Here is a 26319-nt window from a genome sequence, read left to right as displayed (position 1 = left end):
GATGTGATGCGTTTACCTGTTGCCGGTTCATTTGCCATAAGTTATTAACGCTAAGTTGTTACATCATGATCGCCATATTCGATATAGGAAAAACCAATAAGAAACTTTTCATCTTTGACGAGCATTATCATATCGTTTGGGAGAAGACCACGCAACTGGAGCAAACGACGGATGAAGATGGTGATGAATGTGAAGATCTTGAGTTACTTACGCATTGGGTTCGTGAAACGCTTACGGAGATAATGCATTTGCCACAGTTTAGTATTAAGGCGATCAACTTTACTTCTTACGGAGCGAGTTTTGTGCACATCGATAAAAGCGGTGTTCCGTTGACGCCGTTGTATAATTATCTTAAACCTTACCCGGCGGCATTGCAGCAGGCGTTTTATGCGCAGTATGGCGGTGCGCTGGAGGTGTCGGCTGCTACTGCTTCGCCGGTGCTGGGGAGTTTGAACTCGGGCATGCAACTGTATCGCCTGAAGAAGGAACAGCCTGCGCTTTTTAAGCGTATTGCTTATTCGCTGCATTTGCCCCAGTTTCTCAGCTACCTGGTAGCTGATTTTCCTTGTACCGATATTACCAGTATAGGTTGCCATACACAGTTATGGGATTATACCCGTAATACTTATCATCATTGGGTAACAGCTGAAGGGTTGGACAAAGTATTTGCGCCAATATTACCTTCGGATGCTGTGATTCCCACCAGTATACATGGTGTGGAGATACCGGTGGGTGGGGGACTTCATGATAGTTCTTCTGCTTTGATCCCTTACCTGACGGGGTTTTCTGCGCCCTTCCTGCTTATTTCGACAGGGACCTGGTGTATTAGTCTGAATCCATTTAATGCGAATCCGCTTACCAAGGAAGAGTTGGCGCAGGATTCGCTTTGTTATATAGAATATCATGGCAAGCCTGTAAAGGCGTCGCGTATTTTTGCGGGTAATGAACATGAGCAGCAGGTGAAGCGGATCGCTGATCATTTTGGCGAGTCGCCTCGTTTCTTCCGTGCTATTGTTTTCGATCCGGATCTGCTGATGGGGTTGCCTGTGGCACCTCCTTTTGTGGTGGCGGAGCCAGGAACGCTGGCACAGTCGGTATTTCCGCATCGTGATCTTTCCTTGTTCTCCAGTGCTGCGCAGGCGTATCATTGCCTGATAGCGGACATCATGGAGCAGCAGAAAATAAGCACCAGCCTGGTGATCCAGGATACTGGTGTGCAGCGTATTTTTGTTGATGGTGGTTTTAGTAAAAACCCGGTATATATGCATTTGTTGGCAGCGGCCTTTCCTGAATTAGAGGTGTTTGCTGCTTCTGTAGCACAGGCTACTGCAGTAGGTGCGGCGATTGCTATTCATAAGCACTGGAATACAAAAGCATTACCGGGAGACCTGATAGAAATGAAATATTACACGGTTACACAGCAAAGCGTATGACGAGAGTAGGGCTTTTTATACCATGTTATGTTGACCAGTTTTATCCGCAGGTAGGGATTGCTACGCTGCAGTTACTGGAGAAGCTGGGGTGCGAGGTTTTTTTCCCGATGCAGCAGACCTGCTGTGGCCAGCCTATGGCAAATTCGGGATATGAACATCTTGGTGCGGGTTGTAATGAAAATTTTGTAAAGGATTTTGCTTCATTCGATTATATTGTTTGCCCATCGGGCAGTTGCACGCTGCATGTGAAGGATCATTTACATTCTGCCAGGGATGAGCATGCGGCCAGCCAGATCAGGAGCAGGATCTATGAGCTTTCCGAATTTCTTACTGATGTGCTGAAGGTGGAGCAACTGGAGGCGCGTTTTCCTTATAGAGTAGGATTACACCAGAGCTGTCATGGTCAGCGAGGGCTTATGATGTCGCAGATGACAGAACTGGTAGCTGCGCCTTTTTCGAAACCTGTTCAACTGCTGAAGTTGGTTGAGGGGCTTGAGCTGGTAGCGTTGAACCGGAAAGATGAATGCTGTGGTTTTGGCGGCACTTTCTGTGTTACAGAGGAAGCCGTTTCTGTGAAGATGGGCAAAGACCGTGTAGCAGACCACGAGCAGCAGGGTGTAGCTTATATTGCGGGGGCAGACATGAGTTGCCTGATGCATATGGAGGGGATACTGCGCAGGAAAGGGAGTGCTGTTAAAGTGATCCATATTGCTGAAATCTTAAATAGCGTGATCGATGAACCAGCGAATTAAAGACCATCCCGATTTAGCTGAAAAGTTCAATGCTGATGAGGCCCGTGTGAACTGGCATGATGAAACTTTATGGTGGATACGCCAGAAGCGCGACAAGGCTGCCTGGTTGTTACCGGAGTGGGAGCAGTTGAGGGAAACGGCTTCGCTTATAAAGCATAATGTACTTTCCAATTTATCGGAATACCTGTTACAGTTTGAGCAGAAGGCGCGTGAAAACGGTATTGTTGTTCATTGGGCTGCTGACGGCGATGAGCATAACCGTATTGTTCATAGTATTCTGAAGCAGCATGGTATAACGCAGATCGTGAAGAGTAAATCGATGCTGACGGAGGAGTGTCATCTCAATCATTATCTTGCGGATAACGGGGTTGATGTAGTAGATACAGATCTGGGGGAGCGTATTGTGCAGCTTGCCAAAGAGCCTCCGAGTCATATAGTATTGCCTTGTATACACTGGAAAAAAGAAGAGATAGGGGAGTTATTTCATGAGCATCTTGGTACGCCGAAAGGCAATGCCGATCCGCAATTTCTTACACATGCGGCGCGATTGAGTTTGCGTAAGAATTTCCTGGAGCGCAAGGTGGCGCTTACCGGAGTGAACTTTGCCGTTGCTGAAACGGGAGAGTTTGTGGTATGCACGAATGAAGGGAATGCCGATATGGGGGCTCATCTTTCTGATGTACATATTGCGTGTATGGGGATAGAGAAGCTGATACCGCAGCGTAAACATCTTGGGGTATTCCTGCGTTTGCTTACGCGGAGTGCTACGGGGCAGCCTATCACTACTTATTCGAGTCATTTTGCAAAACCGCGCAAGGGGCAGGAGATGCATATTGTGCTGGTGGATAACGGGCGGAGTGCACACCTGGGGAAGGAGTCGTTCCGTAATGCATTGAAGTGTATCCGTTGCGGGGCCTGTATGAATACCTGCCCGGTTTACCGTCGCAGCGGGGGGCATAGTTATCACAATGCGGTGGCGGGGCCTATTGGTTCTATACTGGCTCCTAATTTTGATATGCGTGCCAATGCCGATCTGCCATTTGCTTCTACCCTTTGCGGGTCGTGTTCGAATGTATGTCCTGTTAAAATAGATATTCATAACCAGCTTTATCAATGGCGCCAGGTATTGGTGAAAGAAGGGTTTACGCCCAGGGCCAAAACGGCTGCGATGAAGGCGATGGCTGTTACGTTAGCGAATCCGGGGATGTATAAGATTGCGGGTAAAATGGGGAGGATTGCGATGCGTGCGGTGCCGGGGCTGGTGAATAACAAGTTCAATCCGTGGTATAACCAGCGGGAGATGCCGGTTCCTCCCAAGGAATCTTTTAAAGAGTGGTATCAAAAAAACAGGAAGTCATGAATGCCAGGGAAAAAATATTAAGCACGTTGCGCAAGAATCAGCCTGCTGCTACTGCATTGCCTGATGTACAGGGATTTGTTGGTAAACAGGCGGCGGATGCGGATAAATATATCCAGACGTTCCGTGGGATTGGCGGCTCGTTGCGTGAGGTAAATGATATAGCAGAAATTATTGCTATTCTGCAAACAGATTTTGCAGCGTTTCCGCGTAAAATAACCACTGTACCGCAACTGGCTGTTGTAGCTGAAACAGACTGGCTTTCGGCAGATCCTCATACGCTGGAGGATGTTGGGGTAATGGTGATGGAAGGTAATTTTGGAGTGTGTGAAAATGGGGCTGTTTGGGTTACTGAGCAGTCTATGGGGCAAAGGGCTGCTCCTTTTATTGCGGAGCATCTGATTATGCTGTTATCCAAACAGCAGCTGGTGGCAACGATGCATGATGCTTATGTGCGGATTGCTGAGAGGTTTCCTGTGCAGTATGGTTTCGGGGCTTTCATTGCCGGCCCGTCTAAAACGGCGGATATAGAGCAGTCGCTGGTGTTGGGGGCGCATGGTCCGCGTACGATGACGATGTTGCTGCTGCCGTAACCAGCCTGGGGTAAGTTTTTTAGCATCCGGACATTGCGGCGTATTTTTAAGATGGTTCATCAGGGGCTTTAGTGCGGCTTTAAGACGGCTTATAGGCGGCCCTGGCTAATTTTTTTAGTTTATTGACATTGTGACAGCGAAGGTTGCCGGTTTGTTTATGCGGAGCGGCGTTTTCAACGGATAGAAAACAGGGCCGCCCCTTACTTTGGGACGGCCCTGTTTTTATTTGGAGGAACCTGATGTGGTTTCCGCGGGTAAGTTATCGTACTTCGTATGGAGGTTGTTTAGGCTCCTGGAAGCTTTTTTCCTGTAGTAGTTTTTTGATGGTTGTGATGGCTTGTTCGAGTTGCGGATCGGTTCCTTTTGCCATTTGGCCGAGGTTTTCGTCTACCGCGATATCGGGTTCCACTCCGTGGCCTTCTTTAAACCAAGTGCCATCGGGATTATACATACGGAATGAAGGGGCAGTGAGTCCTCCGCCATCGATGAGTTCGGGGGCGCCGCTAATGCCTATTAATCCACCCCATGTTCTGCTACCGATAAGGGGGCCGAGGCCTCTTTTACGGAAGTAGTCGGGGAAGGCGTCGCCACCGGAACCGCTCCAGCCGTTGATGAGCATTACTTTAGGGCCGAAGTTGGCGTTGGGCGGCCATGAGAAGCGTTCTCCATCGCGGATGGCCCAGAAGGCAAGCGGGGCGCGGTTCAATAGTTCGATAAAGCGATCGGGGATCTGTCCGCCGTTGTTGAAGCGTTCGTCGATGATCAGTGATTTTTTATTCCATTGGGCGCTGTATTGGCGGATCAGTTCGTTTTGTCCGTCAACGCCTGTAGAGGGGACATAGATGTAACCTGCTTCACCGTTGGTAGCTTCGTCTACGCGTTTACGGTTTTCTTCGATCCAGGCAAGGTGGCGAAGTCTGTATTCGTTTCCTATTGTTTTCACAATAATGGTTCTTGCTCCTTCGAATGTAGGTTTGCTGTTTACGAGGAGTTCTACTGTTTCACCAGCCAGTTCCTGGAAAGCAGCGAAAGGCTCCTGCTCAGTGGTAATGGGAAGACCATTAACGGAAAGAATAAAATCGCCTTCTTTTATGTTAAGCGCTGGATTGTCGAGTGGAGAGCGTATTTCTGCATCCCACACGCCTGCGCGTATGATTTTGCCTATTTTATAGTAGTGTCCTTCGGGTTGCCAGTTAATACCGAGGTAGCCAACAGAGGACCATGACGGTTTCTCTCCGTCGCCGCCGCCCTGGTAGGTGTGGGAGGCGTTGAGTTCGCCGATCATTTCTCCTATGACCATATTAACGTCTTCCCTGGTAGTGGCTCCTGCGAGGATTTTTTCGTATTGCGTTTTTATTTTGTTCCAGTCTACGCCGTGCATGTGTGGATCGTAGAAGTAATCGCGTTCGAGGCGCCATGCTTCGTTGAAGAGTTGTGTCCATTCTTCCCGTGGATTGATCCAGGTTCTCATTTCCTGTATGGGGACCTGTTTATCCATCTTCTGGTTTTCGGCGGGTTTGATGACGGACCATTTGTTGCCATGTACTGCCAGCACCTGCTGTCCATTGGCGGATAGCAGATAAGCTGAAACGGGAGTTATTATTGTTTTTGTTTCCCTTTCCTTTAAGTCGTAGTACATGAGCGTTCCCGGGCCGGATGCGGCACCGGTATTGGTTTGCTTTATGAAGAGCAGTTTTTCTTTATTAGCGGCGAGGGTTTTATAGTTGCCTGCCGGTACCGGTAATAATACTATCCTGCTTTCGAAGCCTTCTATGTCGATGATGGTGGCTGGTTTTTCTTTGGTCTTGTCTTCGGGCTTCTTATCTTTTTTATCCTTGTCTTTTTTTGCGTCTTTCTTATCGTCCTCTTTTTTATCATCTGCTTTGCTGCTGTCGTCTTCTTTCTTAATGGTTACGCTGTCATTCTGTGCGGCGAGGAGAGCGGGCGTTTTTTTCTGCAGCGCCACTGCTGCGAGGACTGTACTATTGGCATAGATAAACGAGTTATCCATGTCGCTGTAGGATGGTCTGAAGGACTGGCTGGTCTGGAAGTAGAGGTATTTACCTTCCGGGTCAAAGACAGGATTGGAGCAGCTATAGAAGCCACTGGTCACCTGGTGGAGCTGTTTTGCTGTATAGTTGAAGAGATAGAGTGCCTGGTGTGAATTAGCCTGATCGCGGCTGAATGCCAGCCAGCGGCTATCGGGAGACCAGTTGCAGGTAAACCCTTCGAGATCGCCATGCAAATAGGTGATTGCTTTATCGACCTCTGTTGTCTGGAGGTTATTTATATCGAAGATCTTAATGCGCATGGCTTTGTCGATGAAGGCGAGCTTTTTACTATCGGGAGACCATGTGAGGCCGTAGCGGTACCCGGCGCCGTAGCTGGTTAGTTTGCGGGCGGGTGTTTCTTTTGTGAGGTCTTTGAGGTAGAGTTCATATTCTCCAGACTGATCGCTCCAGTAGGCAAGGGTTTTACCGTCGGGTGACCAGGCGGGGTAGCGTTCTGCGGCTCCGGATGTGCTGGTGAGGTTTTTTACGAAGCCTTTTTCGGCGGGGAGTGAATAGAGGTCGCCGCGTGCTTCAATAATTACGCGTTTGCCATCGGGGCTAATGTCGGCGTGCTGAATATAGTCTTCTACTTGCTGGAGTCTGGGTTTTAAGGGGATATTGTCGGTAAGGAGCTGCACTTTTACTTCTTTGAGCTTTTGGGCAGCGAGGTTGTAGAGATACAGTTTTCCGCCCGCTTCAAAGACAATGTCTTCCGGTCCCATTGAAGGGAAGTGGATATCGTCGTCTTTAAAGCTGGTGAGTTGTTCTGTGGCTTTGGTGGTGGTATTGTAGCGCCAGAGGTTCATACGCAGGTCTTTGCCGCGATCTGAGATAAAATAGATATAGGCGCCTGACCACATAGGGAATTCATCACCGGCAATATCATTAGCGGAGATATTCGAAGATTCGTTTGTGGCGAGGTTGAAGAGGTGAATATCTGCTTTCCATCCGCCGCGGTATCGTTTCCAGTTGCGGCCTGCCTGTGTGCGGAATACTACAGCGAGCTGCTGACCATCGGGGGAATAGCTACCGAATTCGGCATAGGGGAGCGGGAGTTTTGTTGCGGGGCCACCTGTGGCGGCTATGGTATAAAACTGGTTGAACCTGGCTTTGCCGCTTTCGCGAACGGATGCGAACAGTACGTTTTTGCCGTCGGGCGTCCAGTCGATAACCCGGTCGTCTTCGCCATGTTGCGTTAAGCGGCGGGGTATGCCACCTGTGACGGGCATTACATAAACATCTTCGCTACCGTCGTAGTTGCCTGTAAATGCAATGGATTTGCCGTCGGGTGAAAATTTGGGCAGGTATTCGCTTCCACTTGGGGAGCTTAATTTGATGGCTTGTCCGCCTTCTTTGGGCATTAGCCAAAGGTCGTTGCCGTAGCTAAAGACGATTTGTGATCGGGAGACATCGGGGAAGCGGAATAGTCCTGCATCGATCTGGGCGTGCAATTGTGCTGCACCTAAGAGGCTTAGGGCTGCCATTGCCATGGTTTTCTTCATGTTTAGAGAATTTGGTCTACTAAATTTAACCCGTGGGAGGTGGCGGGCGGCGGCTATTGTGATGTACGGTTAAAAAGGCATGGAAGCGGTGCCGGCTTACCGTGAAAATCGTTTCTGTTACCGAAAGCATTGTGGTACGCGGATTGATGCGTTAAAGGCTTAACATTATTATCGGTGGACGTGGGTGCCATCTTTTGTATCTTTAAAATCAAATTAATCATAATCGTATGGAAACTATGGATCATTCCAACCGCAGGGATTTTCTCAAGAAAGCGGGCAAGGCGGGACTGGTAACGGGATTGTCGTTTACCGCCTTTTCTTCTTTTGCAAAAGAGTTTAGTCCGTTTGCCCCTCTGGCAACACCTTACACGCAGCAGCCTTTGCCTTATGCTTATAATGCATTGGAGCCGGTTATAGATGCTGCTACAATGGAGCTGCATTATTCGAAACATGGTGCTGCTTATGCGAAAGCGCTGGGGGAAGCCGTAGCAGCAGAAAATGTAAATACGAGTAAAGTTACGCTTGAGCAGCTGCTGGCTAATATCTCGAAATATTCTACCAAGATGCGTAATAACGCTGGCGGGCATTATAACCACGAGTTGTTCTGGAAGTCAATGGCTGCGTCTACAGGCGCCAAGCCATCGGGCAAGCTGGCTCAAGCTATTGAAAAGGATTTTGGTTCTTTTGAAGCATTTACGACCCAGTTCACAGATGCGGGTAAATCGCGGTTTGGAAGTGGCTGGGCATGGCTTGTATTAGGGAAAGACAATAAGCTGGTAGTTGGCTCTACTGCCAACCAGGATAATCCTTTGATGGATGTAAGTGAACTGAAAGGTTTTCCTATACTGGGTCTTGATGTGTGGGAGCATGCTTATTATCTGAAGTATCAGAATCGCAGGCCTGATTATATCAATGCATGGTGGAATGTGGTGAACTGGAATTTTATTGAAGAAAGGTGGGCAACGGCTAAGAAAAAATAGTCTATTTGCAGCAAACAGTAATGATATGTTCTCTTCTCAACGATTTATAGAAGACAGCGCCATTGCCTGGGAGCCGGTGGGCGAGGGTGTAACGCGCAAAATAATGGCTTATGATGCGCACCTGATGCTGGTGAAGGTTGCTTTTGAAAAGGGAGCAGTTGGCAGTTTGCATCATCATCATCATTCGCAGGGAACTCATATTGCCAGTGGTGTTTTTGAGGTGGAGATAGCGGGTGAGAAAAAGCAGTTGAAAGCCGGAGATGCTTTTTTCATTCCATCGAATGAAGTGCATGGGGTGGTTTGTTTGGAAGCGGGGATGCTGATAGATGTTTTTAGTCCGGTGCGGGAGGATTTTCTTCCCAGGCAATAGTGCGAGGAGGAAGACTTTGTCTAAAAATAAGTGAGGCCGTATCAGTATATTGATACGGCCTCTTGTTTGTTCTCTCATGTATATGCTAGTTGCGAACCGGTTTACCGGTTTTTAAAACGCTTTGTAGTCTTTCGAGGGTTTTTCTTTCGCCAGCGAGGCTGAGGAATGCTTCCCTTTCGAGGTCGAGTAAATATTGTTCCGATACAAAAGTTGGTTCGCTCAGATCTCCGCCACACATGACGTAGGCGAGTTTGCGGGCAACCAATGCATCGTGGTCTGTTGCATAGTTGGCTCTCCACATTCCGTTGATGCCGGCGTACAGTGCTCCGAGTGCGGAACGTCCGAGGACTTTAATATCTTTTCTTTGTAAGGGCGTTGTGTAACCACTGTCGTGCATTTGAAGTACGCTGCGTTTTGATTCGGCTATTCTTCGTGCGGGGTTCATGACGATTTCGTCGTGCCCTTTACGGAAGATACCCATCTCATAAGCTTCGTGTGCAGAAGTCGCTACTTTGGCAGTGGCAATAGTTAGAAAGCGATTTTTCAGCGTGTTGGTGTCTGGCTCTTCGTTGTGGAGCTCATCGGCAGCTCTGAGCGCAAATTCTTTTGTGCCGCCGCCACCCGGAATCAGACCTACGCCTAACTCTACCAAACCTATGTAAGTTTCAGCAGACGAACAAATTTTATCGGCGTGCAAATTGAGTTCGCAACCGCCGCCTAAAGTTAGTCCGTGTGGGGCTACTACTACCGGTACTGACGAGTAACGTACGCGCATCATGGTGCTTTGGAAAAGGCGTATTGCCATATCCAGTTCATCGTATTCCTGTTCTACGGCGTACATGAAGATCATGCCTACGTTTGCTCCTGCGCTGAAGTTGGCGCCTTCGTTTGCGATCACGAGTCCTTTGAAGCGTTCTTCTGCGATGCCTACGGCTTTGTTGATGGCTTCGAGTACTTCGCCGCCCATGGTATTCATTTTGGTATTCCATTGCAGGGCTGCCACGCCGTCGCCGATATCATAGACATATGCGTTGCTGTTCTTCCAGATGATCTTGTCTTTGTAGTTAGAGAGTACGATGAAGGGGGTTGGCTGTTCTGCTGCACCTTCGGTTCCCTCGTATGTTTTCTTGTTTGGATCGTAATATAACCGTTGTCCGCCGGCTATTTTATAGAAGCGATCGTTTCCTGCGGCCAGCATTTCTTCGACCCAGGGCGCTACTGTGTAACCAGCGGCTTTCATGGCGTCGGTTGTTTTTGCAACTCCCAATACGTCCCAGCTTTCAAAGGCTCCTATTTCCCAGCCGAAGCCGGCCATCATGGCGTCATCGATGCGGTATGGGGCATCGCTGATCTCAGGGACGCGGTGTGATATGTAAGAGAACAGTGCGTAGTGGAAATGGCGCAGGAATTCTGCGGCTTTATCCTGGCCTGCTACGAGTGCTTTAAGCCGTTGCTTCAGGTCTTCTATTGGTTTTGCCGTTTCAACCGTTGCGAATTTTGGTTTTGAACGCGGGCCGTATTCCAATGTTTTGAGGTCGAGGACGTGTATTTCCTTTTCGCCGCCGGCGCCTTTTGTTTTTTTGAAGAAACCCTGTCCTGTTTTATCGCCGAGCCATTTGTTATTCACCATTTGTTCGAGCCAGCCGGGGATGGCGAAAACGGCTTTTGCTTCATCATCGGGGCAGTTTGCTGCCACACCTTTGGCCACATTTACCAGTGTATCGATCCCTACTACGTCGGCGGTACGGAAGGTGGCTGATTTGGGGCGGCCAATGAGCGGGCCTGTCAGCGCATCTACTTCATCTATTGTGAGGCCGAGCTTTTCCATGCTGTTGAAGATGCTCATGATGCCAAATACGCCGATGCGGTTGGCAATAAAGGCAGGCGTGTCTTTGGCCAGGACGGTGGTTTTCCCGAGGTGCAGGTCGCCGTATTCCATGAGGAAATCTATCACGGCGGGATCTGTACCGGCTGCGGGTATAATTTCCAGCAGGCGTAAATAGCGTGGTGGATTAAAGAAGTGCGTGCCACAGAAATTGCGTTTGAAGTCGTCGCTTCTTCCTTCGGCCAGCATATGTATGGGGATGCCGGAAGTGTTGGTGGTGATGAGTGTGCCGGGTGTACGCAATGGTTCTATGCGTTCGTAGAGTTGGCGTTTTATGTCGAGGCGTTCCACCACTACTTCTATTACCCAGTCGCAACCGGCGATATCTTTCAGGTTATCGTCGAAGTTGCCGGTTTTAATGTTTTTGATGACGTTGTTATGGTAAACGGGGGAAGGGCTGCTTTTGATGGCTGCCTGCAACGCTTCATTTACGATTTTGTTACGTTCGGATGGTTTATCCGATGCTGCGGCTTCTTTTGGCACGATATCCAGCAACAGTACGGATACGCCTGTTCCGGCAAAATGGCATGCAATGCGGGAGCCCATGACTCCGCTTCCTAAAACGGCGACTTTCTTAATGGTACGTTTCATCAGCATAGAATCTAGTTTAGGCCTGATGTTACCTGGCAGGTTTCATCGGTGCGTTTGATTTTCGAGTGGTCAACAGATCGCTTAAATAGTTGCATAGCTAACTATCTTAACGAAGATAACAAAAAATGTGCTGTTTTCAAGCGGGTTGAATTTGCTCGAGGTTATAGTAACATAATAATGGGGGGATATGTTTAACTGGATGTTGATGTTGGTGTAAAGGGGGGCAGAAGTTGTGCTTGTGCGCGAAAGGGGAAGAAGACGTTGCGCCTGATGCGCAGAGGGAGCAGGGGGAGAGGAAGGTTTGCCTGATGCGCAGAGGGAGCAGGGGGGGAGAGGAAGGTTTGCCTGATGCGCAGAGGGAGCAGGGGTAGAGAGGAAGGTTTGCCTGGTGGGCAAAAGGAGCATGGGGTAGAGGAAGGTTTGTCTGATGCGCAGAGGGAGCAGGGGTAGAGAGGAAGGTTTGCCTGGTGGGCAAAAGGAGCATGGGGTAGAGGAAGGTTTGTCTGATGCGCAGAGGAAGCAGAGGGAGAGAGGAAGTTTTGCCTGGTGGGCAAAAGGAGGTGCTCGGGGATAGAGGGAGGCAAGTGCGATGCAAGTGCGATGTATGTGCGATGCAAGAGCGGTTATGGTATACTTATGGTATACTGATCGCGGGGTTATGCTTGTGGTATACGATCATGTGGTATATGATTGCGGGGCCATAGCATATTTGAGGGGGGCTAAATTTTACCTGACAGGTTTTCCCGGGATGCGGGGCTGGGATCCGATAAAAAGGGGCTAACCGTTACCTGGTCAGCCCCTTTTTATTTAGCTTACCCCTGCTCCGGGGTTAATGTTTTCTTCGGGATTTACGAAGTGCAGTTTCCCGTTATTGTCTTCGGCCATCAGGATCATGCCCTGGCTTTCTATGCCGCGCATTTTGCGGGGGGCCAGGTTGGTAACCACTACTACCTGTTTGCCGGTGATTTCTTCGGGTTTGTAGTGTAAAGCGATACCTGACACAATGGTGCGGGTTTCGAAGCCAAGGTTGACCTGCAGCTTTAATAGTTTGTCGGCTTTTTCAACTTTTTCGGCTGTTACGATGGTGCCTACTTTAAGATCGAGCTTTGCAAAATCGTCGTATTGGATCTCAGGTTTTACAGGAGCTTCTGGTGCCGGGGTATTGGTTGTTTCCACTTTATTGTTTGTTTCGTTTTGTTTGGCCTGTTCTGTTGCAGCAGCGAGGCCTGCTTTCAATTTATCTACCTGAGCCGTAATTTCTGCGTCTTCTATTTTGCGGAATAATAATTCGGGGGCACGGAGGGTGTAACCTACGCTCAGCAGTTTGAGGCTGCCAGCATTTTCCCAACCCAGCATTTTTTCCACCACTTTCATCATACCCAGCATTTTGTGGGCGGTGAAGGGGAGGAAGGGGTTAATGAAAATGGCCAGGTTGGCTGTTAATTGTAAACACAGGTGTAAACAGTTGTCTATCAGCTGTTGCTTTTCCGGATTTTCTGCAAGTCCTTTGGCAACGATCCAGGGTTCTTTGTCCTGCATGTATTTGTTGCCTTTGCGTGCCAGGTCGATTACTTCGAACAGGGCATCGCGGAATTTGTATTCTTCGAGCAGGCGTTCGATGTTTGTTTTTGCTGCTGCGATGTCTGCACCCAGTTTTTTATCGGCGTCATCGGCTATGGCATTGTGATAGGGAGGCACTTTGCCGCCGGATAACTTATGCATGAGCACGAATGTTCTGTTGACGAAGTTGCCGAAGATGCTTACCAGTTCACTGTTATTGGCGTCCTGAAATCCTTTCCAGGTGAATTCGCTGTCTTTGCTTTCGGGTGCGATGGTGGTCAGGTAATAGCGTAATACATCCGCCATTTGTGAACCTCCGTTCTCAGGCCTGATGAAGTCGTTGATATAGTCCTGCATTTCGAGCTTCCAGTTGCGGCTGGTGCTCATTTTATCGCCTTCCAAGTTCATGAATTCGTTGGCCGGTACGTTAGCTGGCAGGATATTGCCATGCAGTTTCAGCATTACGGGGAAGATGATACAATGGAATACAATATTGTCTTTCCCGATGAAGTGAACCAGTTTGGTTTCCTTGTCGTTCCAGTATGGGGTCCAGTCTTTACCCTGATCCAGTGCCCATTGTTTGGTGGCGCTGATATAACCGATAGGGGCGTCGAACCAGACATACAGGACCTTGCCTTCGGCGCCTTCAACCGGTACTTTGATACCCCAGTCGAGGTCGCGTGTTACGGCGCGGGGCTGCAGGCCGCCATCGATCCAGCTTTTACACTGGCCAAGAACGTTGGCGCGCCAGTCGTCTTTGTGTTCTTTTAAGATCCATTCACGCAGGAACTCTTCATGCCTGTTCAGGGGGAGGTACCAGTGTGTTGTTTTTTTCTTTACGGGTTGTTTGCCGCTTAAGGTACTTACCGGGTTGATGAGTTCGTCGGGGCTAAGGGAGGTGCCGCATTTCTCGCATTGATCGCCATAAGCTCCGGGGTTAGCGCAAACGGGGCAGGTGCCTTTGATATAACGGTCGGCCAGGAATGTCTGGGCCTCTTCGTCATAGTATTGCTCTGTTTCCTTTGTTTCGAGTTCTCCGGCATCATGTAAAGCTTTGAAGAATTCCTGAGCTGTTTCGTGATGAATGGGAGCGCTGGTTCTGTGATAGATATCGAAGCTGATGCCCATGTCCTCGAAATTCTGCTGAATAACGGGATGGTACTTATCAATAATTCCCTGCGCGGTAATTCCTTCTTTCATAGCCTGGATGGGGATGGCGGTTCCATGCTCATCGCTGCCGCAAACAAATACTACATCCCGTTTTTGGGCTCTCAAGTAACGTACATAAATATCTGCCGGCAGGTATGCTCCTGCCAGGTGACCTATATGTTTTAATCCGTTAGCATATGGTAATGCTGCCGTAATCAAGTATCTCTTCGGTTGATTCATTATAAACAATTCGAACTGCAAAAGTACAAAATAGATGGTAGATGGCAGGGGAGTTACTATTGGGTTTAGTGTTACGGGGCTTAATGCTGAGGATTAATGGCTAACTTTAGTTATTTCAGCCAATGAACAGGAAATCTTTTTTACAGCAAACCGGGCTTTTGCTCGCGGCTACGGGTATCCCGGGGGTATTGGGGGCCAAGGCGCTCACCAGGCGGTCTGTGCCGATGGTTGTTCCTCCTTATTTGTCCAAGCGGGATACTATTGGTATTACCAGTCCGGCAGGTTATATCACGCTCAATGATATCCAGAGCGCTGTTCAGCAGATCACCGGCTGGGGATATAAGGTAAAGGTTGGGCGTACCATAGGTAAGAAAGATGGCAGCCTGGGGGGATCTGATGCTGAAAGGCTTCTTGATTTCCAGGAAATGCTTGATGATAGGGATATAAAAGCGATTTTGTGTGCACGGGGCGGGTATGGTATTGTAAGGATCATCGATCAGCTTGATTTTTCGGGGCTTCGCCGTCATCCTAAATGGATCATTGGTTTCAGCGATGTTACGCTATTGCATTGTCATATTAACCGCAATCACCAGGTGGCGACCATTCATTCCAAAATGTGCAACAGTTTTCCTGATGACTGGAGTAAGGCTGACGATACGCAGGTAAAGACGATACTTTCTATTCAAAAGGCGCTTTCAGGTGAAAAGATGCGTTATGAAGTTGCTGCGAACATGAATAACCGTTTGGGGAAAGCTGTGGGGCAACTGGTGGGCGGCAATTTGCGTACGCTAGAGAACTTATCGGATACCCGTTCAGATCTTTATGTAGCCAACAAGATACTGTTTCTCGAAGATGTACATGAGCCTTTGTATAATATCGACCGTATGTTCTGGAGTTTGAAACGTACCGGCAAGTTGGAACAGCTTGCAGGCCTTATTATAGGTGGTTTTAGTGTTAAGGCTGATCCTGTACCTGCGGATGAATTTCCCAAAGACCTTTATGCCATTGTCAATGAAAAGGTAAAAGGCTATCATTATCCTGTATGTTTTGATTTTCCTGTAGGGCATCAGCGTAACAACTATGCGTTGAAGTGTGGCAGCAGGCATAGCTTAACTGTAACTATGCAGGGAAGCAGCTTGCAGGAGATGAGATAACCAACGATAGTGCCTTATGTAAGGTATGTTACTATCAGAATTTCACATAAAGGTTTTTTTAATTTAATGCTGACGTAATAGTGTGCGAATAGTTTAGCGCAAATATTTCAGCACTCATGTTTAAAACGCCTTCACACTTAACCCTTGTATTACTTCTGCTATTGGTACCGGTGTTTTTCTCCCGGCTGGTTGCGCAAGAAAGTAACGGATCTGTTTCAGGTGTTGTTAGCTCTGCCGCTCAGGCTTCCGTTCCTTCAGTAACAGTAATACTTGTAAATACCGAGAAGAAGAAATGGTCTGCGCAAACTGATAGTGCCGGCGCGTTTATTTTTTCCAAGCTTCCTTATGGAACTTATCGTTTGCAGGTGTCTCCTGTGGGCTATAGTAGTTTTTCGCGTGCAGTAGTGGTGTCATCTGCTCCGCAGGTGGTGAACATCTCTTTAGCCATGTCGGCTACCGATTTGCAGGAGGTAACGGTAACAACGCAAAAACGTTTACAGAGCCGTATAGATATTCCGGTGGCGGTATCGGCCATCAGCGGTGCTACGCTCGATAAAATGGGTGTGCGCCAGTATGATGAGCTTACGCAGCTGGTTCCTGGTTTTCAGATGCAATTGCAGAGCCCTAATAATCCCAGCTATGTGATAAGGGGGATAACTTCTGATGAAGGTGATACGCGTACGCAAAACCGTGTATCGGTATTCCAGGACGGCGTTTCCATGTCGCGGTCACGCGGGTCTGTCGCCGAGCTTTTTGATATGGAAAGGGTAGAGGTTGTAAAAGGTCCGCAGGGAACACTGTTTGGGCGAGGTGCGCAGATTGGTGCTGTTAACCTTATCCAGAACAAACCTACAGATAAGCTTTCAGGCGCTATACAACTTGGGTATGGTAACTGGAATCAGAAGATAGCCAATGGTTTTATCAATACGCCTATTGGCGACAAGTGGGCCAACAGGTTTGCTTTTTATTACAATGACCGCGACGGATTTATTGAAAATGCAGCTGGTGGAAGGTTAAACGGCAGGAATGTTGTTGCTTTAAGAAATACCACCCGGTTTAAAGCGGGGCCTAATACTACTGCCGACTTCATTGTAAACTACCAGCATGATAATTATCCTGGCACCAGCTTCAAGAGTGGCCAGTACGCGCCTCCGGGCGGAGATACGAAAGCCTGGACAAAAGCGGGGTTAGATGCGGGGGATTCTTTGTATATCAAGCGGGATGTGGTGGCGCTTACATTGCTGGTGAATCATAATTTCTCAGACAGGCTGGGCCTTTCGTCTATCACTGGTTTCCGTAGTTACGATTCTGATGAGGCGTTTGATGCTGACGGAACGATGTCGCCTATTCTCTTTTTACATGAACTTGCGAAAGGCAAACAGTTTAGCCAGGAGTTAAGGCTGAACTATGATAATAAAAGGAATTTCTCCGGTTTTATCGGTGGCAGCTTCTTTCATGAAAATGCACACACCGATCTGCCGTTAAGGGTGAATGAGCAGGCGCTTTATGTGGCTGCGATGCCTATCATCAGTGCTGCTGTGGGACAGCAGCTTATGGGAGCTGGTTTTTCGAGCGTCCAGGTAAATGCATTGCTGCCTATGATCTTTGTTCCGAAGCCGGTATTAACGAATGGGGTGCCTAATTATTCTACCAATCTTCCTAATGTATCGGCGATACTTGCTGCGGCGGGCATTCCTTCTGCCGCTTTGCCTGCGCAGATACGGCAGTTGGTAGCTGCTATCTCCAATGCGCCGCTTCAGACCTATCACGAAGAGTGGTCGCATGACTATGGAAAGAATACTGCTTACGAACTTTTTGCTGATGGCACTTACAAGCCGGGCAGGAAATTATCGATCACAGGAGGTATCAGGGGGAGTTATGAAAAGCAAATGGGCGGTTATCAGGCCGATCCTTCGCAACAGCCGGGCGGACTGGGCATTCTGATGGGGCAGTATCCCAACCTGCTTTGGAAGCCAACCAATGGTAAGATCAGTGTGGAGAAAGGATATTGGTCGTATGTAGGGCGTCTTGCGCTGGGTTACAACTATGCGCCCAATAATAATGTATATGCCTCTGTTTCCCGTGGCCGCCGTCCTGGCGTGATCATGGTAACTGTTTCTGATACTACTTTCCTTCAGCCTGAAATTGTGTGGAGTTATGAAGCTGGCGCCAAAGGCCGTTTGCTGCATAACAAGCTTTCTTATGATGTAGCAGCCTATTATTATGACTGGAGTCATTTCCAGTCAAATGCCTATGAGCTTGTAAATGGTAATCTTACTTATGTTTCCAGAGATGCCGGTAAGGCGCATAGTTTTGGATTAGAACTGGCGGCACAGTATTATTTCTATAAGAACAGCAGCATCTTTGGTAACTGGGGATATATAGACGCCCAGTTCAATGATAAAGATGAGAAAGGCAATGCGCAGGAGAACGCAGGTAATACTTTCCGTCTTACTCCCAAGAACAGTTTCTCCGGTGGTCTTGATCTTAACTTCCCGCTTCGCGGCAATACGATGAATTTTTATTTCCGTCCTTCCTATACCTATAAATCGAAAGTTTATTTCGATAATAATAACAGGGAGGATCTGAGCCAGGACGGGTATGGTGTGGCTAACGGTACTTTGGGGCTTAGCTGGCAAAAAGGTAAACTTCAATACGACATCAGCGTATTTGGTAAAAATATTTTTGATGAGAAGTTCCTGATAGATGCAGGCAATACCGGTGATGCCATTGGCATGCCCACTTATATTGCGGGTAACAGAGGCACTTTTGGTGTGTTACTGAAACTTGGTTTTTAAATATTCAATTGTATGAAACAGTTATTTGCTTTTTTTCTATTGGCTATAAGCCTGCAGGTGCAGGCTCAGGTTCCTGATACATCTTTGTCTCAATATGCGGGGAAGTATATTTTCCCGGCTGGCAGTCCTGCCCAGTTTGCCGAGGTAAGCCTTGTAAATGCTGAGCTGGTTATCAGCGCCGCTATTGGTTCTACCACATTGGAGCGGTTGTGGGTTGATAGTTTTAAAATGGTGGAGTATTCGGGCGGTGTGAAATTCCTCAGGAGTGCGTCGCAGCAGGTTACGGGTATTTATGTGGCGCTGGCTGAAATGGGTTTAACGCTTACGGGAGAGAAAGAAGCTGTAGCTGCCAAACCAGCAGATACATCATTTGCTTTACAACCTTTATCTAAGCCCCGTTATATAGCGGCCGGTAAATTTGATATCCAGGCGCACCAGGGGGGCTGTGGTTTATATCCCTGTAATACCGTTCCTGCCTTTATCAATGCTGTGAAGCTTGGGGTGGCTACCCTGGAGCTGGACTGTGTAATATCCAAAGACCGCAAGGTGGTGGTGTCTCATGATCAGTTTATGAACTTTGCGATAAGAACTCCGGAGGGTAAAGACATCATTACCCGTGATAACCAGCGTGGGTTCAACATCTATACGATGAGCTATGACAGTGTGCGCCGTTATGATGCGGGTAGCAGGCCTAATCCTGAATTTGCGCAACAGAAGAAAATGGCGGCCTATAAACCATTGTTGTCTGAGGTGTTTGATTCCGTAGAAAATTATGTTGCTGCCAAGAAGTTATCTCCTGTTAAGTATAATATCGAGATCAAGTCGCTGGCAGGTGACAATGTATTTCACCCGGAGCCTGAAGTATTTACTGACCTGGTGGTGAAGGAAATAGAAAACAAGCATCTTTCAGACAGGGTGCTCATACAGTCTTTTGATGTAAGGGCGCTTCAATACCTGCACAGGAAATATCCTGAGCTTGCTCTTTCGTACCTGGTAGGTAATGCTGCGTCTGTTGAGGATAATATTAAGCGACTTGGTTTTGTACCTGACGTATACAGCCCTGAATTTAAGCTAGTGACGGCTGAAACCGTTCAGCGTATAGCAGCGTTAAACAGCTGTCTTATTCCATGGACCGTTGACGGTGACGGGGACATTCAGAGGATCATGGGGCTTGGTGTAGATGGTATCATCAGCAATTATCCCAACAGGGTACTTTCTGCGGTACAAAGGAGCAAAACCGGCAAAGTGAAGTGATCTTCCATGGTAGGCTATATCATGCGGATGAGATACTTTTGGCTGAAATAGTCTGAAGATGGTTTTAGTTCCTCCTGCACTTAAAAAAGGCGATACCATAGGTATCGTTTGTCCCTCGGGTTATATGGCGCTTGAAAAAATGGAGAAATGCATTGCTGCTTTGCGACGATGGGGTTTTCATGTGAAGATGGGGAGTACGCCGGGGCAGCAATTTCATTATTTCTCCGGCACGGATGAAGACCGGCTTGCCGATTTGCAGCAGATGATGGATGACAGCGGCGTTCAGGCTATCCTTTGCGGCAGGGGTGGGTATGGCATGAGCCGCATTATAGATCGCCTGCAATGGGAAAAGTTCAGGCAACAGCCCAAATGGATCATTGGTTACAGTGATATTACCCTGTTGCATGCTCATCTTTTTGCTACAGAACAAATAGCGTCGCTGCATTCTCCCATGGCCGGCGCTTTTAACGACTGCACCGGGGCGGAGGATGTATTTCTTAATTCTATTTACCAGGCTATAACAGGCTGTACTATGCAGTATAGCGCCACTCCGCATAGTATGAACCGGCCAGGAGAGGCTTCTGGCCCACTCACTGGCGGTAATCTTTCGTTACTTGCTCATCTTATTGGTTCGGCTTCGGATTATGATACCAGCGGGCATCTGCTTTTTATCGAGGACGTTGGTGAATACCTGTATAATATAGACCGTATGTGGCTGCAATTAAAACGCAGCGGTAAGCTTAGCCGCCTGGCGGGGCTTATCGTTGGCAGCTTTTCTGATATGAAGGATACCACCATTCCTTTTGGCAGCCAGGTATATGATATTATCCTGGAACAGGTTAAAGAATATGACTATCCTGTTTGTTTCGACTTTCCGGTTGGACATGTACATGAAAACTTTGCATTGAAATCGGGGGTGGTACACCGGCTGCAGGTGGGAACCAATGTGTTACTTTCGGAGGTTCAGTTGTAATATTTTTTTGGAAAGAATGGCTATCGACAGATAACAGGGAAAATTACAGGACGGCTGCCGGTATTTCCTGTTATCTGTCAGTCAGCCAACTAGTTAATGTACTACTTGTCTATACATCAACTCCGGTCCTCCGGGTGCTCTACTCCCATCTGCCGAGCCCTATATCGGCGTCGGAACCGGTGATACCGCCATAGCGGTTTATAATGATTTCAGTTGTTCAACGTTTATCTTCAGCAAATGTTGCATTTTTATACTTATCAGTCAAATCGATTAATTTTATGGCCTGATAGATAAATACTATGACGTTTACACAGTTGGAATATATTGTAGCGGTAGATACGCATCGCCATTTTGCTGAAGCCGCCCAGCATTGTTATGTGACCCAGCCGACTTTAAGCATGCAGATCCATAAGCTGGAGGAAGAGCTAAGTGTGAAAATCTTCGACAGGAGCAAACAGCCGGTATTACCCACGGAAGCGGGGCGTGAGATCATTGAGCAGGCGCGCCGCATTCTTTCGGGCAGGAATGATCTGCTTGAGATGCTTGATGCAAAGAAGGGCATTGTTAACGGAGAGCTGCGGGTGGGCATTATACCTACCATTGCGCCTTACCTGTTGCCACTGGTAGTACCTGCGTTTACCAAGAAGTATCCCCAGGTACGGCTTATCGTGAATGAGCTTACGACGGCGCTTATGATCAGTAAATTACGTGAAGGGAAAATCGATGCCGGTATTCTTGTCACGCCTCTCCAGGAGCAGGGTATCAAAGAAAACATTCTTTTTTATGAAGAATTGCTGGTCTACGTTTCCAAAAATAATTCTGCGTTCAGTAAGAACTATGTGCTGCCTAAAGATATAGATCCTGATAAGTTATGGTTGCTGGAAGAAGGGCATTGTTTTCGTTCGCAGATCATCAACCTGTGTGAATTAAGGCGTGCAGGCAAAACCAGCCATTTTGAATATGAGGCCGGCAGCCTGGAGACCCTGCGGCGGATGGTTGATATCAACGACGGTATCACCATTTTGCCAGAACTGGCTACTGCCGATATGACTGCCAACCAGTTGAAACATCTGCGCAGTTTTAAGCAGCCGGCGCCTGTTAGAGAGGTTAGCTTAATTGTTCACCGTGATTTTGTGAAACGGAAGCTGGTAGAAGTATTAAAGCAGACCATACTCCAGGTCATTCCGGAAAAGATCAGGAAAAACAAGAAGCAGCAGATCGTTCCTATATAAAATATTTTGGGAAAAAAGATTGCAACTGTTTTTTAGTTGCAGGGGAGTTTGTATATTTGTGACTGAAAATTAGTTGCACCTGATAGCCAATATATAATTGTTAACCATCGGATATGTATTCGGCAAACAAACAGTGTAACTGATGAGCAGGATTGAAAAGTTGGTGGAAAGGCTTCTGTCGGAGCCAAAAGATTTCGAGTGGGATGAAGCAGTTAAGCTGCTTGATCATTTTGGGTATTATGAATTACCGAATGGGAAAACGGGAGGGTCGAGGCGAAAGTTTGCTGACCGGCACAAAAGCCTGATCTGTTTTCATAAGCCTCACCCGGGAAATATCATGAAGGAATATGCAGTCAAATATTTGATTGCGCATTTAAAACAAAAAAAATTAATCAACGATGACTGATACTTTAATACACAACGGTTATCATGGTTCTGTGCGTTATAGTTCTGCCGACGAAGTATTTCATGGCAGAATAGTTGGCATCAACGACCTGGTTACTTTTGAGGGAACGAACGTTGCGGAACTTAAAGCGGCGTTTAAAGCGGCGGTAGCCGATTATTTAGAGACTTGTAAGGCGCTTGGTAAAGAACCTGAGAAGTCTTACAAAGGCAGTTTTAATATCAGGATACCCGCTTATCTTCATAAGGAGGCTGCGCTTTGGGCGTCGATCAACCAAATTTCACTCAACGATTTTGTGCGGGTGGCTATAGACTATACTTTACGAAATAAAGAGGCTGTTGCTGTGTTGTTACACGAGCAGTAGCACCTCTTTATTATTTTGCCCGGGAAGGTAAGCTCCTATAATTCCTCTTCAAACTCGTTGAAGATACGCTTTAGTGGTATGCTTGGCGTAGGTGATATTATCAGCGGGAATTTTTCTACTGTTACAAAACTCGGGTCCAATCCAAAACCGCGTTCTTCCGTCAGGCTGATATCTTTCAGCCAGAAATGCACCCTCATGATCAGCTTCTCTGTAAATGGCAGTTCGTTGTCGCCCGACAGGTATTTTTCCATCACAATGAACTGGAAGTCGCCCACTACGTTATTCCGTTCGAGGCTTTCGTACCTGCTGGTGATGTTTACTTCTTTGTTCGTTACCAGTTCTTCCACTACTTTCCGGAACATGAGATTGATCTTTTGTTCTACCCGGAATCCCAGCCTGAACTCTATGCGTATAATGTCGTTGGGGATGATATGGTCTACAATGTACTCGCAGGTATAGGGATCATCGAGTACGTCTACGTGTACAAACCAATAAATATCTGCCCGTTTTGGTTTTTTGTTCAGTATGGAATAAATGATCTTATGTTCTATTTCCTTGGGGTTGTTGGCGCTGGTCATATATACCAGGTGCGTGGCATACTTGGGAACACTTTTGTCGTTACTCAGTTCCTGGATCATGGGCAGGTAATGTTCGAGCCGGACGAATTCGACGTAGCGGTTTTTAATTCTGCGGCTACGGAACCAAACGTACATGACAAAAAAGAGTCCGCCGCCAATTACCAGCGTTACAAAACCGCCGTGCGGGAATTTCTCGAGGTTGGCTATCAGGAACGATATTTCTATTGTAAAATAAACTGCCAGGTACAGATAGATGAGCACGGAAGGTGTGCGCCGGCTTACCATATAATTAGCAAACAGGATAGAGGTGCTGAGCATACACAGGGTAATGGCCAGCCCATAAGCGGCTTCCATATTCGATGATTTCTGAAAGAAGATAACAACGCCCGTACAACCTATAAACAGCAGGGTATTGATACCTGGAATAAAGGCCTGACCTTTTTCCTCTGTAGGGTAATTGACCTTTAATTTGGGCCAGAGGTTCAGGCGCATTGCTTCAGATATGAGGGTAAAAGACCCTGTTATCAACGCCTGGCTGGCAATAATAGCAGCTGCGGTGGCAATGATAATACCGGGTATTTTGAACCAGTCGGGCATGATGGCATAGAACGGGTTGTTTATTTGACGGGCAACGGCTTCATTTACCGTTACGTGGTCGTAGTTGGCCAGCAGCCAGGCGCCCTGGCCCAGGTAGTTCAGGATAAGGCAGGCTTTCACATAGATCCAGCTAACCCTTATGTTACCGCGGCCACAATGCCCGAGGTCGGAATAAAGCGCTTCAGCACCCGTAGTACATAAGAATACGGCTCCCAATAACCAGAAACCTTTGGGATAATTAACCAGCAGGTCTATCGCGTAATAAGGATTTAGCGCTTTTACGATAGCGGCATCATCCGATACGTGTGCTATACCCAGCAATGCCATGGTAGCAAACCAGATGAACATAATGGGGCCAAACATCTTCCCTATGGCGGATGTGCCGAATTGCTGCATGAAAAAGAATACTGCAAATATGCCCACGACAATGTATACGATCGTGTGCTGTGAAATGCCTTTGAACTGGCTTATTGTACGTAAGCCTTCAATGGCGGAGGTGACTGTGATGGGAGGGGTGATGATGCCATCGGCCAGCAGGGCTGCACCTCCTAACATGGCCGGGATTACCAGCCATTTTCGTTGTCGCCGTACCAGCGCATATAAACTGAAGATACCACCCTCGCCCTTGTTATCGGCTTTTAAGGTCAGTATCACGTACTTTACGGTGGTTTGCAGTGTCAGCGTCCAGATAATACAGGATAATGCTCCCAGTATTAGCTTTTCCGAAATCTCGCGACCGTTGATAATAGCGTTTAATACGTATAATGGAGAGGTTCCGATGTCGCCATAAATGATCCCTAATGCTATCACTAAACCTGCTGCTGAAACCTTATTTAACTGCTTACCCACAAATAAAATATTAAAATTCGTGTTCTGAAATATTAACAAATGTATAATGAAAAATCGTGTCCTTGTAAGCCTTACATTTGTTAGCTGAAATTATAGGTATGAGAAGTCTAATTGTAGCGGCGTTTTTGCTCCTGGCAGGAGGTAGTTCAATAGCTCAGAAAATATCCTATTCCGAACCTGACAGGGAAGATGTCAGGAACCTGAATTTTGAGGTCATCGGTAAAATGAATGACCATTTTCTGATATATAAGAACTATCGCGACAATCATACCATCACTACCTACGACAACAACATGAAGGTAGTGAAGAAGCATACCCTTGACTTCATGCCCGACCGTACTATCAATGTAGACTTCATTTACTATAAAGATTTTTCCTATCTTTTTTACCAATACCAGCGTCGCAGTATCGTTTACTGCATGGCGGCCAAACTCGACGGTAACGGCGAAATAGTAGGCGAACCACTGCTGCTCGATACAACCGATATCAGCTATTCCAGCTCCAAAAAACTCTATACCATTCTTAACAGCGACGACAAAGAGAAGATTGGCGTGTTAAAGATCAACACCAAAAACGACAAACTTCACCTTGTTACCCTCAGCCTCTTTACCAGCAAACTTGGATTGATCCGCAAGAGCCGCATGGGCATCGCTATGGATGAGCGTAACGCTTTTCTCAACGAATTTGTTCTCGATAATGAGGGAGATCTTGCTTTTCTCCGTGCATCGGGAACTTCACAAAATGATAATATCACCAGGCTCGACCTGGTTATTAAACCTGCTGTGAGCGATACTGCCCGTTTCGCCTCCATTGACCTTATGAACCTGTTCATGGACGATATCAGGCTGAAAGTGGATAATGTCAATAAACATTACCTGCTCACTTCCTTCTATAGCAAAAGCAAAAGAGGGAATGTTGACGGCCTTTATTGCAGTCTCTGGGATAAAAATTCCGCCTCTATCCTGGCCAACAACAATACCACCTTCAGCGAGGAGCTGCGTAATGAAGCCAAAGGCGACGGGAGTGTGAAAACAGCCTTTAACGACTTTTTCCTTCAGAACATAGTTATGCGGAAAGATGGCGGTTTTGCGATTGCTGCCGAGTCGGTTTATACATCATCCCGCTCTGGTCCCAACAGCCGGTGGGACTATATGAATGGCGGATGGGGATCTCCTTTTTATTCTCCCTATAACTACTACGCCTGGGGCAGTCCGTTTAATAATTACTACTATCCCTGGGGGCGTTATGGTGGTTTCGGGGGCTTCCAGGTAACCCGTTATTATGCTGATAATATAGCTGTGATGTCGTTCGATACCACCGGAACGATGGAATGGGCCAATATTATCCGCAAATCGCAATACGACGACAATAGCGATAATTACCTGGGTTATGGTACCATGCGTACCGGTAGCGAGATCCATTTCGTGTTTAACCAGCTTGAAAAAAGGAACCTTCTGCTGAATGATCAGAGCATTACTGCCGATGGCCAGATTCACAGAAGCCCAACTTTCAAGAACCTTGATAAGGGGTATAGCTTTATGCCGCGTTTTGCGAAACAGGTGAGTAGTTACCAGATGATTGTACCCTGCGAATACAGGAACTATATTTGCTTTGCCAAAGTGGAGTTCTAATTCATCTATATAATGTGGTAAAT

18 protein-coding genes are annotated in these 26319 nt (G+C 47.4%); 14 read left to right on the top strand and 4 right to left on the bottom strand.

Translation table 11 applies throughout. From position 1 onward, the window contains the following. Nucleotides 1–65: 65 nt before the first annotated feature. From ESB13_RS13175 to ESB13_RS13160, 4 genes are read left to right on the top strand one after another with little or no spacing between them, the layout of a single operon-like run. The gene (locus tag ESB13_RS13175) at nt 66–1433 is read left to right on the top strand and encodes an FGGY-family carbohydrate kinase (RefSeq protein ID WP_129004007.1); all 1368 of its coding nucleotides are present in this window, start codon (nt 66–68) and stop codon (nt 1431–1433) included. Further along, the gene (locus ESB13_RS13170; protein WP_129004004.1) at nt 1430–2185 is read left to right on the top strand and encodes a (Fe-S)-binding protein; all 756 of its coding nucleotides are present in this window, start codon (nt 1430–1432) and stop codon (nt 2183–2185) included. Before ESB13_RS13175 ends, ESB13_RS13170 begins: the two co-directional genes overlap by 4 nt. Beyond that, the gene (locus ESB13_RS13165; RefSeq protein ID WP_129004002.1) at nt 2169–3545 is read left to right on the top strand and encodes a lactate utilization protein B; all 1377 of its coding nucleotides are present in this window, start codon (nt 2169–2171) and stop codon (nt 3543–3545) included. The genes ESB13_RS13170 and ESB13_RS13165 overlap by 17 nt, the downstream gene beginning before the upstream one ends. Continuing rightward, complete coding sequence (locus ESB13_RS13160; protein ID WP_129004001.1) at nt 3542–4135, top strand: LutC/YkgG family protein; 594 nt, start codon at nt 3542–3544, stop codon at nt 4133–4135. The genes ESB13_RS13165 and ESB13_RS13160 overlap by 4 nt, the downstream gene beginning before the upstream one ends. A 259-nt stretch (nt 4136–4394) precedes the next feature. On the opposite strand, the gene ESB13_RS13155 is transcribed toward ESB13_RS13160, so the two are convergent. Further along, on the bottom strand, nt 4395–7688 hold the full coding sequence (locus ESB13_RS13155; protein WP_129003999.1) for a S41 family peptidase: 3294 nt from the start codon (nt 7686–7688) through the stop codon (nt 4395–4397). Between the two features lie 227 nt (nt 7689–7915). On the opposite strand from ESB13_RS13155, the gene ESB13_RS13150 reads away from it, so the two are divergent. Both ESB13_RS13150 and ESB13_RS13145 read left to right on the top strand, forming a co-directional pair. Further along, the gene (locus ESB13_RS13150) at nt 7916–8668 is read left to right on the top strand and encodes a superoxide dismutase (protein WP_129003997.1); all 753 of its coding nucleotides are present in this window, start codon (nt 7916–7918) and stop codon (nt 8666–8668) included. Between the two features lie 25 nt (nt 8669–8693). Then, complete coding sequence (locus ESB13_RS13145) at nt 8694–9038, top strand: cupin domain-containing protein (protein WP_129003995.1); 345 nt, start codon at nt 8694–8696, stop codon at nt 9036–9038. A gap of 85 nt (nt 9039–9123) precedes the next feature. Here the strand turns inward: ESB13_RS13145 and ESB13_RS13140 are convergent, their stop codons facing one another. Next, nucleotides 9124–11520 (bottom strand): 3-hydroxyacyl-CoA dehydrogenase/enoyl-CoA hydratase family protein, encoded by a 2397-nt coding sequence (locus ESB13_RS13140; RefSeq protein ID WP_246022534.1) that lies wholly within the window; start codon nt 11518–11520, stop codon nt 9124–9126. An 801-nt stretch (nt 11521–12321) separates the two neighbouring features. Further along, complete coding sequence (gene metG / locus ESB13_RS13135; protein WP_181955303.1) at nt 12322–14463, bottom strand: methionine--tRNA ligase; 2142 nt, start codon at nt 14461–14463, stop codon at nt 12322–12324. Nucleotides 14464–14585: 122 nt separating this feature from the next. Here metG and ESB13_RS13130 point away from each other — a divergent pair, with 122 nt between their 5' ends. The 7 genes from ESB13_RS13130 (at nt 14586) to ESB13_RS13100 (ending at nt 22641) form a co-directional block, all read left to right on the top strand. Then, the gene (locus ESB13_RS13130; RefSeq protein ID WP_129003993.1) at nt 14586–15617 is read left to right on the top strand and encodes a S66 peptidase family protein; all 1032 of its coding nucleotides are present in this window, start codon (nt 14586–14588) and stop codon (nt 15615–15617) included. A 116-nt stretch (nt 15618–15733) separates the two neighbouring features. Beyond that, nucleotides 15734–18415: a TonB-dependent receptor gene (locus ESB13_RS13125; protein ID WP_129003991.1), complete on the top strand. Its 2682-nt coding sequence runs from the start codon at nt 15734–15736 to the stop codon at nt 18413–18415. A gap of 12 nt (nt 18416–18427) precedes the next feature. Continuing rightward, complete coding sequence (locus tag ESB13_RS13120) at nt 18428–19669, top strand: glycerophosphodiester phosphodiesterase family protein (RefSeq protein ID WP_129003989.1); 1242 nt, start codon at nt 18428–18430, stop codon at nt 19667–19669. Between the two features lie 58 nt (nt 19670–19727). Continuing rightward, complete coding sequence (locus tag ESB13_RS13115; RefSeq protein ID WP_129003987.1) at nt 19728–20642, top strand: S66 peptidase family protein; 915 nt, start codon at nt 19728–19730, stop codon at nt 20640–20642. Nucleotides 20643–20941: 299 nt separating this feature from the next. Further along, entirely contained in the window at nt 20942–21874 is a 933-nt protein-coding gene (locus ESB13_RS13110) for a hydrogen peroxide-inducible genes activator (RefSeq protein WP_129003986.1), read from the top strand. 142 nt (nt 21875–22016) lie between these two features. Continuing rightward, nucleotides 22017–22280 (top strand): type II toxin-antitoxin system HicA family toxin, encoded by a 264-nt coding sequence (locus ESB13_RS13105; protein WP_129003984.1) that lies wholly within the window; start codon nt 22017–22019, stop codon nt 22278–22280. Beyond that, nucleotides 22273–22641 (top strand): type II toxin-antitoxin system HicB family antitoxin, encoded by a 369-nt coding sequence (locus ESB13_RS13100; protein ID WP_129003982.1) that lies wholly within the window; start codon nt 22273–22275, stop codon nt 22639–22641. Before ESB13_RS13105 ends, ESB13_RS13100 begins: the two co-directional genes overlap by 8 nt. Nucleotides 22642–22676: 35 nt before the next feature. Here the strand turns inward: ESB13_RS13100 and ESB13_RS13095 are convergent, their stop codons facing one another. Further along, nucleotides 22677–24665: a KUP/HAK/KT family potassium transporter gene (locus ESB13_RS13095; protein WP_129003980.1), complete on the bottom strand. Its 1989-nt coding sequence runs from the start codon at nt 24663–24665 to the stop codon at nt 22677–22679. 98 nt (nt 24666–24763) lie between these two features. On the opposite strand from ESB13_RS13095, the gene ESB13_RS13090 reads away from it, so the two are divergent. Further along, nucleotides 24764–26296: a hypothetical protein gene (locus tag ESB13_RS13090; RefSeq protein ID WP_129003978.1), complete on the top strand. Its 1533-nt coding sequence runs from the start codon at nt 24764–24766 to the stop codon at nt 26294–26296. The last annotated feature ends 23 nt before the right edge of the window (nt 26297–26319 follow it).

It is taken from the genome of Filimonas effusa (assembly GCF_004118675.1).
GTDB classification, from domain to species: domain Bacteria; phylum Bacteroidota; class Bacteroidia; order Chitinophagales; family Chitinophagaceae; genus Filimonas; species Filimonas effusa.
This window is presented reverse-complemented; position numbering and strand designations above follow the sequence as displayed.